Here is a 14,088-nt window from a genome sequence, read left to right on the forward strand (position 1 = left end):
ATGCGGCGAACTTCGCGAAGCCGAGGCGGACCGGCTCGGGAAGCGCTTCGATCGCCGCAAAGACTGCAGTTTCGAGGTTGGCCAATGTCTTGCCACCGGAACTGACCGATTTTCCGGACCAGGTGAGGACAACAAGGTTTTCGATGAAGCTTCATCAAGAACAGCAACTAGCGGCCATGGCCGCTGACGAACCAGATTCGAGCGGGATCTTCCTCTCGGACTTCCCCGCGCGCGCGGAGCGGAGCGCCGGTGGTCAAGAAGCCGCTCGAATAGGAACCCTGTTACTTTGCGGGGCAGACTCGAGGCTCCGTGGCCGCCCTATCAAGTACCCCTGCATCTCGTCGCACCCCTCCTGGAGTAGCAGCGACATCTGAGCATCGGTCTCGATACCCTCGGCAAGCACCGGCACGCCAAGCCCGTGGGCCAGGCCGATCACGGCTCGAACGATGGCCAGCGACCGCTCGCTCTCGCCAAGCGCCGCGACGAAGGAGCGGTCGATCTTGATGCGGTCGAGGGGAAACGCCTCCAAATAGGACAACGACGAGTATCCAGTTCCGAAATCGTCGAGCGCGATATGGATCCCGAGAGCCTTGAGCGACTGCATCGTCCTTTTGGCGCGCGCAATGTCCTCGATCAGTACGCCTTCAGTAATCTCTAGCTCAAGGCGCGAAGCCGGTAGCCCGCTCTCGCGCAGTGCTTTGCGAACGTGGGCATCCAGATTTTCTCGGCGGAACTGTGCGGCCGAGACGTTGACCGCCACCCTCAAGGGCTGGTGCCACGACGCCGCTTCCATGCAGGCCTCCATGAGAACCCAGTCATCGATCTGCGCGATCGAGCCGCTCTTCTCCGCGACCGGAATGAACTCCCCCGGGGCAATGATTCCGCGCACCGGATGGCGCCAGCGTACGAGGGCCTCATAGGCCTTGAGGATACCGTGGCGGTCCTGTTGCGGCTGGTACTCCAGATAGAGCTCGCCGCGCTCCACAGCCACCCGCAAATCGTGCTCCAGGGCGCGGCGGTCCCGCAACTGCTGGTCCATGGCGCTCGTGAACAGGCGGATCGCTCCCCTGCCTTCGTGCTTCGCGCGATAGAGCGCGGCATCGGCGTTCGCCAGCAGGAAGACGGCATTGTCAGCGTCTCTCGGATACAGGGCCACTCCGACGCAGAGATCTATCTGCAGGGCGTGGCCGTCGACTTCGATTGGATGTTCGAATTGGGCACGCATCCTGGTGGCGAGCAGTTCCGCGCTTGCCGGCAACGGCAATTCATCAGTGATGCCGATGAACTCGTCGCCGCCGACACGGGCAACGTAGGATCCTTGCGCGGCTTCCTGCAGGCGCCTTGAGGCCTCCCGCAGCACGGCGTCGCCGACGGCATGGCCGAACAGATCGTTGATCTCCTTGAAGTGATCGAGGTCGATACAGAGCACCGCAAACCCATCGTCACTGGCGCGCGCCCGCTCGATCGCGTCGATGAGGTGCTGATCCAGCGCCGCCCTGTTCGGCAATTCGGTGAGCGCGTCGTGGCAAGCGAGATAGCTGATCTTCTCTTGCGTCCGATTCCGATCGGTCACGTCGAATGCGACCGAAACGTGCGCGGCGCGGCCTTCGTAGATGAGCGGCCGAGACTCGATCACGACCTGGATCACCTCGCCGTTGGCCGTCCGGTGCAGCTCGAAATCACGACTTTCGCTCTCGGGATCTCCGCACTCAAGCTGCGGCTCGAACATGCTGAGGAGAGCTTTGCGGGAAAAGCCGTAGTGGCGGCACATCGCCCCGTTCACCGCGATCACTTGCCGCGTCTTCGCCTCCGACACCCACATCGGAAGCGGATTTTCTTCGAAAAGAAGCCGGAACGACGCCTCACGCCGCTTGAGGTCGGTGATATCGATCCGAACGCCTATGCTACCCCCATCCGCCGTCCGTCTTTCCTCGACGCGCACCCATCGATCGCCGGCGAGATGCTGCTCATGAGAGTGCCGGGGCAATGCATGTCGGGCCATGCGCTCTGCGAGCCACTCTTCCTCGCGTCCCGCAGCTTCGGGGTACTGTCCGGCGGCCAAACCGGCGCGGAGGATGCCTTCGAACGGAGCTCCCGCCGCGAGGGCGTCCCGGCTGGCAGCGTAGAATTCCGTGTACTGCCTATTCCAAAGAACCAGCCGATCGTCCTTGCCGAAAATGGCGAGGCCTTCAGGCACGACGTCGAGCGCTTCCCTCAGGTGAGTGTGGGCGGCCCGCGCGGTCGCTTCGGCCTGCTCGGCCGCGGCCTTGGCTTCCGCAAGAGCCATTTCGGTCCGGTGTCGCTCCGTGATGTCTTCGTGGGTGGCGACCCAGCCGTTGCCCTGCATCGGCCTATGCCGGATGCGCACGATGCGCCCGTTCGTCAGCTCGACGGTCGTATCCGAATTCTTGGCAATCACCGCGGCGCTGTTGCGCCAGACCAGATATTCCTGCTTGGACATCTTCGGTGCGCTGCCGACCGAATATCGGAGATCGACAATATCGTTCAACTTCATGCCTGGCCGGACGATTTCCGGATCGAGGTCGTAGACTTCCAGATACTGCCGATTGCAGACGATCAGGCACTGATCGTCGTCAAAGAAGCAAAGGCCCTGAGACATGTTGTTGAGCGCTCTGTCGAACCGCTCGGCGAGAGCTGTGGCGGTCTGCTCTGCAACCCTTGCACGATCGCCTTCTTCGGTCAGTCGGCTATGGGTCTCCACCAGTTGAACGAAGGACCGGAAGTTCGTGCTGATCATCCGACCGAGCAGGACGAGCAACAGCAGCAGATTGATCCCGAGCGAGATCATCATCCCGTCTCCGGAGAAGAGCAGCACGGTCGCGATCGGCGCACCGGCGATGATCATCGTCAGCCGCGACGCCGGCGGGAAGCTGCCGAGGCAGTAAGCGGTGCCGATACATCCCATGAACACGAGCAACGCGACAGGCGCGCGCAGGCTCGGCTCGACAACTCCAAACAGCGCCAGGATCCAGAACACGAAGCCCGCGTTGAGCACCACCGCCACCAAGCGGGTTCTGACGAGCTCACGGTACGCCTCCTCCGGCGTGAAATCGCTCCGCCTCAGGCGTATCCACTGAACCAGCCGGACGAGACAGATCGCAAGGAGAGCGGCCGGCAACGCGAATCGCAGCCATGGCGACACCGTGGTCGGGAGGACCAGCCCTACGCTGATACTGTCGACGAGCAGCACGGCGTAGAGAACCGGCACCTGCTGTCGGAGCACACGGAACTGCTCCACGAGGAGAGAACGACCCAGCGGGTCGGTCAGATCGCCCACGGAGAAGGCGGTACGGAATCGCGCGAATATGCCCATTTAGATTGCCCCAGCCGTTCCAAAGCTAGGACAGAGAGGCGAAGGACACGTAAAGGTGCTTGGTGTCTCGGGCATTAACGGCGCTGCTGCAATTGCGAAGAATTAACCTTCAGGCGCCGCCGGTCGCCAACCGCTTCCGCCACCGCACTGCTCTCTCAGTGACATGGCTTAAAGCGACGGGCTCGGTCTACTTCGCGCGAGGCATGCTGACGGCGCGACGCGCGACTGGTCGAAACCGGCGTCCTCGAACAGATCCCGGCCTCCGACGGCAGCGCCTATCAGGAACATGTGCTGACCAGACGGGACCACGGCTTGTTCCTGGTCGTGGTCTCCTTAAGGCAATGGGGCGAGGCACATCTCTATGCGCGCGGCGAGACGCATTCGGTGCTGCTGGACCAGACGGGCAGGCGGTCGGACAACTCGTGCTGCCGTCGAAGAGCGGCAAGCCGCTGGGGTGGTCGGACACCAAAGTGAGGAAAGTCGCCGCGCGCAGGCGGCGAGCGGTGCCGAGTTTGTCGCCGCAGCTGCGTAGGGAGGGATTAGTCTTATTGCGTCAGAAAGACCTCATGATGAGGACCGCGAAGCGCGTCTCGAACCAAGAAGCCCGCTGGTGGCCTCGTCCTTCGAGACGCTTGCTGCGCAAGCTCCTGAGGATCAGGAGATAAACGGTATGACGGAGTAAGATTAGTGCAGCCTGCCGTTTCCACGTTACGGCAAACTGCTGCCGCCCACAACTCGCCGCTGCCCCGATCACTGCCAGTCCGCCGCCGGGAAGCACCAGCCAAATCGGCATCGTACTTCGCAGAACCGGACGCCGCGGGACCTCTGGTCTGCACGATGGATTCAGTCGTCATTACTCACGTCCGCAGTTCAGATGATTGCGATCGTGCTTCGCGTCGCGACGATATCTGCACGCTCATGCCGTCACCGGCGCCCTCCACCGCATGAAGCGCCGCTCCAGCGCCTCGAGGACAGCATTGCACGCGAGCCCGATGACCGTGATGCTGAGGATGCCGAAATACATCTGCGGGATCAGGAAGCTGTACTGGCTGTTGATGATGAGATAGCCGAGACCAGCCTTGGCGCCCACCATCTCGGACGCGACCAGCACGAGCATGGCGGATGCGCTGGCGAGGCGAATACCGACGAAGATGGTCGGAAGCGCAGCCGGCAGAATCACCTTGCGAAACAATTGCTGCGGTGTCGCGCCCATGGTCCGCGCCGATTTGATCAGGAGCGGATCGACTTGCTTCACCGCGGCGATGGTGTTCAGCAGGAGTGGCCAGGCGCAGCTGTAGATCACCATCGTGATCTTCGACATCTCGCCGATCCCGAGCAGCAGGATGAACACCGGCAGCAGCGCGAGCGGCGCGGTGTTGCGGCAGATCTCGATGAACTGGTTCAGGAGATTACCGAGCCGGGCTGACCTGCCGACCGCCAGGCCAAGCGGCACAATCAGTGCGACCGATATCAGAAACCCGCTCAGCGCGCGCAGCAAGCTGGCGGAGACATCATCATAGAGCTCGCCGCTTTGCGCGAGCTGCCAGCCGGCGGCAATCACCTCCGAGAACGGCGGCAGGAACACCGCATCGATCAGGCCGAGCCTGGGAGCCGCTTCCCATAGCAACAACAGGGCAATCAGTAGCAGGGAGCGGTGTCCAAGGACAGTCAACTGGCGGATCGCGGCACGGGCCCCACTCACCGCCGGCGACGGTTGAGGTTGCACGCCAGTGAGCGCCTCTCGGCGTCCGTGCGCGAGCTCCAGCAGTATCAGCGTCTCCAGACTAGACATGGGCGATCTCCTTCACCTCGTGGTCCACATGTCGCGCACCGACACCTCCGTTCAACTGGCCCCGCTGGGCCTTCTGAACCTCGTCGCGCAACAGGCTCCAGACCTCATGGCGTACATGGCCGAACTCCGGCAGTGAGCGCACATCGTCTACCTCGTCGCGCAGTACCTCGGGGAGGTCGATGACTTGCTTGATCCGCCCCGGACGCGACGTCATGACGGCTACGCGCTCGCCGAGCACGACGGCTTCGTCGATGCCATGGGTGATGAAGACGATGGTCTTGCCGGTGGCGCGCCAGATCCGCAGTAATTCACCCTGGAGCGTCTCGCGAGTCTGAGCGTCCAGCGCCGCGAACGGTTCATCCATCAGCAGCACCTCCGGATCGTAGGCGAGGCTTCGGGCGAGCGCGACGCGCTGCTTCATGCCGCCGGACAGCTCGTGCGGATACCGATTGGCAAAGCCGGACAAGCCGACCAGGTCGAGGAAATGCCGCGCGATCTCAAGCCGCTGCCTGGCCTTGAATCCGGCGATCTCGAGCCCGAATTCGACGTTCTCCGCGGCGGTCCGCCAAGGAAACAGGGCGTACTGCTGAAATACGATTCCGCGGTCGCGTCCGGGTCCGGCGATGGGGCGCCCGTCGAGCAGGATGCGGCCGCTGGTTGGCATCGTCAGTCCGCCCAGCAAATCGAGCAAGGTCGATTTCCCGCAGCCGCTTGGGCCGACCAAGACCAGGAACTCGCCGGTGCGAACGTCGAGCGTGATGCCGTCAAGGGCCGTGAAGCGGCCTGCAGGGCGGCCGCCCTCATCTCGCGTGATGAATTCCTTGCGGACCTGCTCGAAGCTGATCTTGACCGGAGTCATTGCACCTCCGCCGTCTTTCCCGGACGGAAATAGTTGAACGCGTTGGTGTAGGTGTCGGAGGCCTTGATCTGACCGGGCCTGAACAGGCCATCCTTCTCGAGCCAGTCGATCCACACCTGGATTTCGCGGTCCGAGATCACGCCGCCCTTGGATGCGACGCCGGTGCTCTTCCAATACTTGATCGAAGAGGCATCCTCGTTGCGCTTGCGCTCGGCGATGATCCGGTCGAACCGGGCCCGCACCTCTTCGGCGGGCGTCGTCTGCGCCCAGTCAATCGCGCGCGAAATGCCCTCGACCAGCCTGCGGGCGGCATCAGGATTATCCTTGATGAACTTGTCCCGCAGTACATAGGAGCCACCGGTGAACTGGCCGAACAGATCTGTGTCGTTGAACAGTGAGTGAATACCACCCCTCTCCAGTGCCTTGTCGCGCAGCACGCCGCCGAGCGCGCTCACTTCGACTTGCCCCTGGCGCAGCGCCTGCTCGCCGGTCACCGGCGGGACCGCCACCAGCGTCACCTGCTTGGCTTCACTCGCGCCGAGACCATTCCTGGCCAGATATTCTCGAAGCACGAACTCCAGATGCGCGCCCAGCGTATTGACCGCGACCTTCTTGCCGAGCAAGTCGCGTGCGGCCTTGATCGGACTGTCGTCCTTCACATAATAGCCATTATAGGTGTTCGCGTCGGAGCCATAATACCCGACCACGGCCTTGATCGGCGCCTTTGCGGCGATGAGCTTGAGGATCGCGCCGTAGAATGCGCCGCCGATATCGATATCGCCGGTCACGACGGTCTGGATGTCCTGCGGGCCGCTGATGGTATTGCCGACCCATTTGAGCTTGAGCGGCGCGAGATAGCCGAGATCGTCGGCAAGCTCGATGAAGGTCACCTGCCCGGCCCAGCCTTGATAGCGGATTTCGGTCTTTTCGAGCGGCGGCTCGGCAGCGGCCGGAGCCGCGAGGCCCAGCATGAAGGCGCCAGCGAGCGCCAATCGCGCGGCGCGATGCCGTGCGCCAACAAATCGAAATAGCGAATTCATTCTGATAAATCCTGTCAGTGAAGCGGGATCAAGCGGCCTTGGCCGTCTGCGGTTTCGACGCCTTGATGCGCGTCACACTGCGGCGACCGTCGACACTGAGCGGCACCTCGCCGTCGATGGTGGCGCGCCGCACCACGCGGTGCTGGTCGCCATAGTCGTTGACGGCGTAATGCTGGGTTGCGCGGTTGTCCCAGATCGCAACGTCACCGGCCTGCCAATTCCAGCGCACGGTGTTCTCCGGCGCAGTGATGTGGGACTGGAACAGCTCGAACAGCTTCTGGCCATCATATTTCGGCAGGCCGACGAAGCGCTGCACGAAATTACCCAGCACGAGCGTGCGCTCGCCGGTTTCGGGGTGGACCCGTACCACCGGATGCTCGGTTTCATAGATCGTTCCGGTGAATACCTCGTCGAAGTGCTTTCTATCCGCCTCGCTCGCGCGCGTCTTCACGGCGTAGTCATAGGCGTTGCTGTGGATCGCCCAGAGCTCATCCGCGAGCTTGCGCAGCGGCGCCGGCAGGTCGAGATAGGCCGCCGCCGTGTTCGACCAAACGGTGTCACCGCCGTACGGCGGGATCACCACGCCCCGCAGAACCGAAATCTTCGGATAGGCGTCGACGAAAGTGACATCCGTGTGCCACTGGTCGGCACGGCCGCCGCCCCGCCCCGAGTCAAGCTCCAGAATCGACGACGTCCCCTTGGTCGCACCGACCGTCGGATGGGGCACGAGTTGTCCGAGTCTGACGGCAAAGCGCTCCTGCTCGGCATCGTCGAGATGCCCCTGGTCCCTGAAGAAAATGAGCTTGTGCTCGAGCAGCACCTGGTTGATGGCGCGAACGACGTCGTCAGGTAGGTCGCCCGACAGCTTGACGTTCCTGATCTCGGCGCCGAGCCGTGCCGCGCGTTTCACGATGTCGGCGCGCGGGATGACGTTGTCGATGGTGGTGGCCGTGATGCTCATGATCGTAGTCTTTCCTGTGATGTTCTGGACAAAGCTCCGCCATGCGCCGGTCGTACGAGCAGCGGCGAAGAATGATGATGACGAATGATGATGAAGTCTTGGATGTGGTCCTAGGGGATCACGTCGGCGGCTGGATGGCTCGCGGCACACGGATCCCGGCGGTACAGCTCTCCGCCATCGCGCCAGCGCAGCACCGCACACGCAGAACCGAGATCAGCCGGGCTGCTTCGCGAACGACGGGTGGATCGGATTGCCGCATGGTGAACGACCTCGCTTGGACGGTGCAGATCGTAAATGCGATCGCGATCCAGTCAATGAAACGAAACCAGCTTTGTTTTGCGCGGCGAGCAATGATCGCTTCGCACGCCAAGCGGACACGGAAATATTTACAATAGTGATGGTCGGTTGCGCCGTTTCACCGGCGTGACAGCGAGCCGAATGAGCACGAAACAGCTCGAAGCGCTGCGTTGTTCGTGATGACGAACGCACTCGTCTCCGACTGGCGATGAGCTCACGCGCTTCATGCTCGCTTCGCCCGCAACAACGCAAATTCATTTCATCGACAGCTTTGCGGTCATCGACATAGATTCGAGTGAAACCTAAAGCGCGACGCCGATATCCGACAGCAACCAACGAGCAACGCTATGAGCAAACGGCAACTTTCACTCAACTTCTTCATCTATCCTGACGGTCACCACGAGGCGGCCTGGCGTCACAAGGCCTCAACGACGGACCGCATCCTTGATGTCACCTACTATCAGGAGCTGGCGCAGCGCGCGGAAGCCCACAAATTTGACGCGGTGTTCTTCGCCGACGGTCCGGCGCTGGCCGACAACGTCCGTTACGCGCAGCGGTTCCGGCTCGAGCCGATCACCCTGCTCACGGCGATCGCATCGGCCACGAAGCATATCGGCCTGATCGCGACCGCGTCGACGACTTACACCGAGCCCTACAATCTTGCGCGGCTGTTCGCCTCGTTGGATCACCTCAGCAGCGGTCGCGCCGGCTGGAACATCGTGACCACGAGTTCGCCGCAGGCGGCCCAGAACTTCGGCCTGCCCGCGCATCCGCCGCATCACGAGCGCTATGAGCGGGCGCGGGAATATCTCGACGTCATCACACGGCTGTGGGACAGCTGGGAAGACGACGCGCTGGTCAACGACCCTGTCTCCGGCATTTTCGCCGACACCAGCAAGATCCACGCAATCGACCACATTGGAAAGCATTTTCGCGTACGCGGCCCGCTCAACGTCTCACGGCCGCCCCAAGGGCGGCCGGTCTATGTCCAGGCCGGATCGTCCGAGGATGGGCGAGCCTTTGCCGCGCGCTTTGCGGAAGCGATCTTCACCGCGCACCAGACATTGGCGAGCGCCCAGGAGTTTTATGCCGACATCAAGCGTCAAGCGCGCGCCTTCGACCGCAGTCCCGATCAGATCAAGATCCTGCCCGGAATCAGTCCGTTCATCGCTAGCAGTCAGGTTGAGGCTGACCGCCTGCAAGAGGAGTTCAACGCGCTAATCCAGCCGGAATTCTCGCTGACCCAGCTTCGCCAGATGACCGGTCTTGACCTCACCGGATTCGACCTCGATGGTCCCTTTCCACGGCATCTGATCGACACCAGCGGCGCGCAGGGCGTCGCCAGCCGTTTCAAGCTCGTGGTCGACATCGTCGATCGCGAGAAGCCGACGATACGTCAGCTCGTGCAGCGCCTCGCCGGCGCGCGTGGCCACTGGGTGATTGCCGGTCCGCCGGAGAAGATTGCCGATAGTATCCAGGCCTGGTTCGAAAACGGCGCCGCCGACGGTTTCAACGTTATGCCGCCCTTCCTGCCCGGCGGCTTCGATCTGTTCGCCGAGCAGGTCGTACCGATCCTGCGCAAGCGCGGCTTGTTCCGCCACGACTTCACCGGCTCGACGCTGCGCGAGCATTACGGGCTCGAGCGGCCGGCGAGTATGTATGCGGGGAAGATTCAGGCGATCGCCTGACCGTTTGAAACCGAAAATGGAGCAGTCGATTTCGGCGCGATACTCGGACACACTCGAGTGAATACTTGGGACGCGCGTAGTCGTTAAGCGCGTCCCCTAGCCGCAACACAATGCGACCCAGGCGCCCCGGTGTATCGGCGCGGGGGCTAGCGCCGATCGGTGCGCTAAACGCTTGATCCGCTTGACGACCATCGGGTCGGAGTACGACAAGCTTGAGAAAGCCTTCATCGTTGTCGAAGGTGTCGTGGCCGTTAGCGACCCTTCCAAACCGGTTTTCGCTTTTCCGCGAAAGCCTGCGGACCTTCGACTGCATCCGCGGAGGCAAGCATCGCCTTCATTGCCGGATAATCCCATTCTTCCGACAACCCTTCCGAAACGGGTCGGGATAGCCCCCGAAGAACCGCTTCCTTTGTGGCACGCACCGACATGGGGCTGCATGCAAGGATCTCGTCGGCCCAACGCCTAGCGGCGCCCATGAGGTCGCCGCTCACCACCTCGTTGACGAGACCGAGCAAGAGCGCCTCTTCGGCGTTGACCCGCCGCCCCGTCAGCATCATGCCCATCGCTCGCTTGAGCCCGATCTCGCGGGGCAACCGTTGGATTCCTCCCGCGAGCGCCGCCAGGCCGACGAGCGGCTCAGGTAAAGCAAACACGGCGTTTTCAGACGCCACGACAATGTCGCATGCAAGCGCGATCTCGAAACCGCCGCCCATTGCCACTCCGTTGACCGCGGCGATCACCGGCTTTGCGAGATCAAAGCGCTTTGTTATACCCCCGAAACCCTTTGGCGGAGTTGTGAGTCCACCGCCAGCAGCCTGCTGCTTTAGATCGTGGCCTGCGCAGAAGGCTTTCTGCCCGGCTCCCGTGATGATCGCGACCTACTGTTGCTCATCCGCGGCGAACTCGTCGAAAATCTCTTCAAGTTCGCAATGGCAAGCCGAGTTCAAGGCGTTGTGTGCTTCAGGCCTGTCGATGGTAACGATTGTGCAGTGTCCGTCGCGGGAAACTTTGACATACTCGTAAGTCATCAGCGTTCAGCCTTTTGAAGTTGAGCAAGACGGATAGTCGGCGATTGCCCCGGCGGCCCATCCAAACTCAAAAGTTTCGACAGTTCCGCGATGCGCGCACATTCCGAACGCCATCTTCATCAAAATCCGATGAAGGTTGTAAATTCCGACAGGTCTGCGCGATCAGCACGCAAACTGTTGATCGGATGTGCGGGATCCATGTACCCCAGGGCCATGCCGCAAAAAAGCATCAGATGGGAAGGTAATCCGATGAACTCCGCCACTGTCTTGTGCCAGAGCGCCCAGGCTTCCTGCGGGCAGGTACTCAATCCCTTCTCCACCGCAAGCAGCATGACCGACTGTATGTACATACCGAGATCAGCCCATTGCCCAGGCTCCATCTGGCGATCGATGGCAAAGAACAGGCCAACAGGCGCGCCGAAAAAGCTGAAGTTCTTTGCAAGCTGCTTGAGGCGTGCCGCCTTGTGCTCGCGCGGAATTGCGATCGTGCGGTAGAGATCCTCGCCGTTTTTGAAGCGCCGAGTTTTGTACGGCTCCTTCAGGTCGGGCGGATAGATATTGTATTCCGGCTGCTCGCCCATCGGATTATCCTTGATCCGCTCGGCCATCAGCGCCTTGAAGCGCGACAGTTCTTGGCCACCGAGCACCCACACGTGCCACGGCTGTAGATTTCCGCCAGACGGCGAACGGCCGGCAGAAAGCAGGATCTCCTTAACGATCTCTCCGGGGACGGGAAAGTCCAAGAACGCCCGGACCGAGGTCCGCGAATTGAGCGCGTCCGACACGTTCATGTGAATGTCTCCAAATACCTTAAACGAGGAATGTCGTCAGCCGATCCGGACGACCATCTTTCCGAGTGCCGAGCGCGTCGTCATCGCTTTGAACGCTTCGTGGAAGTCCTCGAATGCGAAGACCTTCCCTACGACGGGAACGAGCGTCTTCTCGCTCAACCAGGTGAAGAGCTGCGCGATCACTCGATCCCGCACGTCGGGTTCGCGACGACCGATCTGCGCAAGGTCGACACCCAGCAGTGCCCCTCCCTTCAGAAGAGGCAGGTTGAAACGCAGTGCAGGAATCGTTCCAGACGCAAAGCCGACCACCAAGTGCCGCCCATTCCAGGCGATCGACCGGAATGCTTGGAGGCTCACGTCACCACCGACTGGATCATAGATCACGTCGGCGCCGTGACCACCGGTTAGTTCCTTAAGCGCATCGCGCCAATCTTCACGCGTGTAGTCCAGACCTGCATCCGCGCCAAACTTCATCGCGAACTGCCTCTTCTCCTCGGTCGAAGCCGCCGCAATGACGCGGCCGCCGAGCAACTTTCCGATCTGAACAGCCGCTATTCCTACGCCGCCGGCGGCCCCCAAAACCAAGAGTATCTCGCCGCTCTGTAGCTTTCCCCGAGCGCTGAGTGCGTAGAGCGCCGTCAGGTAGTTAGCGAAGAACGAGGCGCCGACCTCGGGCTCAATGCCTTTTGGCGTCACGAAAAGGTCCGTGGCCGGCACGCAAATATATTCGGCAAGGCCGCCACTTCTGACCATGCCGATGACCGGCGTACCCGAAGCGAAGCCCTCAACATCTGCAGCCGCCTCGTCGACGATGCCCGCAAACTCCGAGCCGGGCGTAAACGGCAACGGGTCCTTGGTCTGGTACAGGCCCTGCACCTTCAAGCCATCGACGAAGCCGACGGCGGCGGCCTGAATCCCGACGCGGACCATTCCCGCCGACAATTCCGGCTTAGCGACCTCTTTGATGGTGATATTGTCGATATGGTCGTAGTTCTCAACCAAGACTGCTTTCATGACATCCTCTTGAGCGAGCCGACCCGTCGGCCACGAGTTCACGCGATGGAATTCAGCCAATTACGACGGCCTAAAGTGCCCTGGCGATCACTTCCTTCATCATTTCACTTGTCCCTCCGTAGATGCGCTGAACCCGTGCATCAGCATACATGCGTGCGATGAGGTACTCATTCATGAAGCCGTACCCGCCATGCAGCTGCAAACACTCGTCGATGACCTTGCCTTGCTGTTCTGAGGCCCAGAGTTTGGCCATCGAAGCCGTCGCTGCGTCGAGCGTGCCGTCAACCAGTGCTTCGACGCACTTATCGACAAAGCTGCGCGCAACCTTCGTGACAGTGGCCAACTCGGCGAGCCTATATTTTGTGTTCTGGAATTCAGCGATCGGTTTTCCGAACGCCTTGCGTTCGCGGACGAAGGCAAGCGTTGCCTCCAGCGCCCCCTCCATTGCCGCCACCGCCATCACACCAATAATGGTGCGCTCATAAGGCAGGTCGGACATCAATTGATAGAAGCCATGACCTTCCACTCCGCCGAGGAGATTTGACGCTGGCACGGCGACTTCGTCAAAGAACAATTCGGACGTATCTTGCGCCTTCAGTCCGAGCTTATCGAGCACGCGGCCGACCCTGAAGCCGGGAGCTTTTGCGGTCTCAACTAGAATGATCGACATTCCGCTCGCTCGCTCAGCCGGGCTGGTCTTCGCGACAACCAGCACCAATCCTGCAAGGAGGCCGTTAGATATGAACGTCTTGGAACCGTTGATCACGTAGGTGTCGCCGCGCCTCTCGGCGCGAGTTCGAATAGATTGAAGATCCGAGCCCGCCCCCGGCTCGGTCATTGCGATGGCGCCGACCAATTCTCCACTCGCCAAGCGCGGCAGATATTCGCGCTTTTGCGCCTCGGTCCCGTGGTTGAGCAGGTAGTGGGCCACAATCGTGTGCACAGACGGATTCATTCCCGTCAAACCGCGCCGTGACATTGCGTCGTAGAGGATCGCCTCATGGCGAAAATCGCCGCCGCCGCCGCCATACTCTGTCGGAATGTCCGAACACAGAAGCCCAAGTGCTCCAGCCTTTAGCCACAGTTCGTGCCCGACATTGCCCCGCTCACGAGCTTCTTCATCCAGCGGCACCATCTCCTTCTCGATGAAGCGTGACACAGTGTCGCGATACATTTCGAGGTCAGAATCGAGCCAAGAGGGTTGAAAGTTGATCATGCGCTTCACTCGTCGTTAAGACGAACGCAAAACTGCGTTCATTTGCCCCTTGCATCCGCAAAACAGAG

At 61.4% G+C, this 14,088-nt stretch carries 10 protein-coding genes and 1 pseudogene; 2 read left to right on the top strand and 9 right to left on the bottom strand.

The window, feature by feature from the left end:
• Positions 1 to 253 precede the first annotated feature (253 nt).
• The 5 genes from I3J27_RS32350 to I3J27_RS32370 form a co-directional block, all read right to left on the bottom strand.
• Entirely contained in the window at positions 254 to 3,334 is a 3,081-nt protein-coding gene (locus I3J27_RS32350) for an EAL domain-containing protein (RefSeq protein WP_270162927.1), read from the bottom strand.
• A gap of 916 nt (positions 3,335 to 4,250) precedes the next feature.
• Entirely contained in the window at positions 4,251 to 5,126 is an 876-nt protein-coding gene (locus tag I3J27_RS32355; RefSeq protein WP_270162929.1) for an ABC transporter permease, read from the bottom strand.
• The gene (locus I3J27_RS32360; protein ID WP_270162930.1) at positions 5,119 to 5,985 is read right to left on the bottom strand and encodes an ABC transporter ATP-binding protein; all 867 of its coding nucleotides are present in this window, start codon (positions 5,983 to 5,985) and stop codon (positions 5,119 to 5,121) included. Before I3J27_RS32360 ends, I3J27_RS32355 begins: the two co-directional genes overlap by 8 nt.
• A complete protein-coding gene (locus tag I3J27_RS32365) occupies positions 5,982 to 7,025 on the bottom strand; it encodes an ABC transporter substrate-binding protein (RefSeq protein ID WP_270162934.1) in 1,044 nt (347 codons plus the stop codon). The genes I3J27_RS32360 and I3J27_RS32365 overlap by 4 nt, the downstream gene beginning before the upstream one ends.
• Before the next feature lie 28 nt (positions 7,026 to 7,053).
• Positions 7,054 to 7,986: a TauD/TfdA dioxygenase family protein gene (locus tag I3J27_RS32370; RefSeq protein ID WP_270162935.1), complete on the bottom strand. Its 933-nt coding sequence runs from the start codon at positions 7,984 to 7,986 to the stop codon at positions 7,054 to 7,056.
• A gap of 71 nt (positions 7,987 to 8,057) precedes the next feature.
• Here I3J27_RS32370 and I3J27_RS32375 point away from each other — a divergent pair, with 71 nt between their 5' ends.
• Positions 8,058 to 8,381 (top strand): hypothetical protein, encoded by a 324-nt coding sequence (locus tag I3J27_RS32375; RefSeq protein ID WP_270162937.1) that lies wholly within the window; start codon positions 8,058 to 8,060, stop codon positions 8,379 to 8,381.
• Between the two features lie 249 nt (positions 8,382 to 8,630).
• Positions 8,631 to 9,971, top strand: coding sequence for an LLM class flavin-dependent oxidoreductase (locus I3J27_RS32380; RefSeq protein WP_270162938.1), 1,341 nt, complete (start codon positions 8,631 to 8,633; stop codon positions 9,969 to 9,971).
• Positions 9,972 to 10,222: 251 nt separating this feature from the next.
• Here the strand turns inward: I3J27_RS32380 and I3J27_RS32385 are convergent.
• The 4 genes and pseudogenes from I3J27_RS32385 to I3J27_RS32400 form a co-directional block, all read right to left on the bottom strand.
• Positions 10,223 to 10,999, bottom strand: a pseudogene (locus I3J27_RS32385) (enoyl-CoA hydratase-related protein).
• A 119-nt stretch (positions 11,000 to 11,118) separates the two neighbouring features.
• A complete protein-coding gene (locus I3J27_RS32390; RefSeq protein ID WP_270162939.1) occupies positions 11,119 to 11,790 on the bottom strand; it encodes a nitroreductase in 672 nt (223 codons plus the stop codon).
• 36 nt (positions 11,791 to 11,826) lie between these two features.
• Positions 11,827 to 12,804: an NADPH:quinone oxidoreductase family protein gene (locus I3J27_RS32395; RefSeq protein WP_270162941.1), complete on the bottom strand. Its 978-nt coding sequence runs from the start codon at positions 12,802 to 12,804 to the stop codon at positions 11,827 to 11,829.
• 70 nt (positions 12,805 to 12,874) lie between these two features.
• Positions 12,875 to 14,020: an acyl-CoA dehydrogenase family protein gene (locus I3J27_RS32400; RefSeq protein WP_270162942.1), complete on the bottom strand. Its 1,146-nt coding sequence runs from the start codon at positions 14,018 to 14,020 to the stop codon at positions 12,875 to 12,877.
• Between the last annotated feature and the right edge of the window lie 68 nt (positions 14,021 to 14,088).

This window comes from Bradyrhizobium xenonodulans, assembly GCF_027594865.1.
Classification (GTDB): domain Bacteria; phylum Pseudomonadota; class Alphaproteobacteria; order Rhizobiales; family Xanthobacteraceae; genus Bradyrhizobium; species Bradyrhizobium xenonodulans.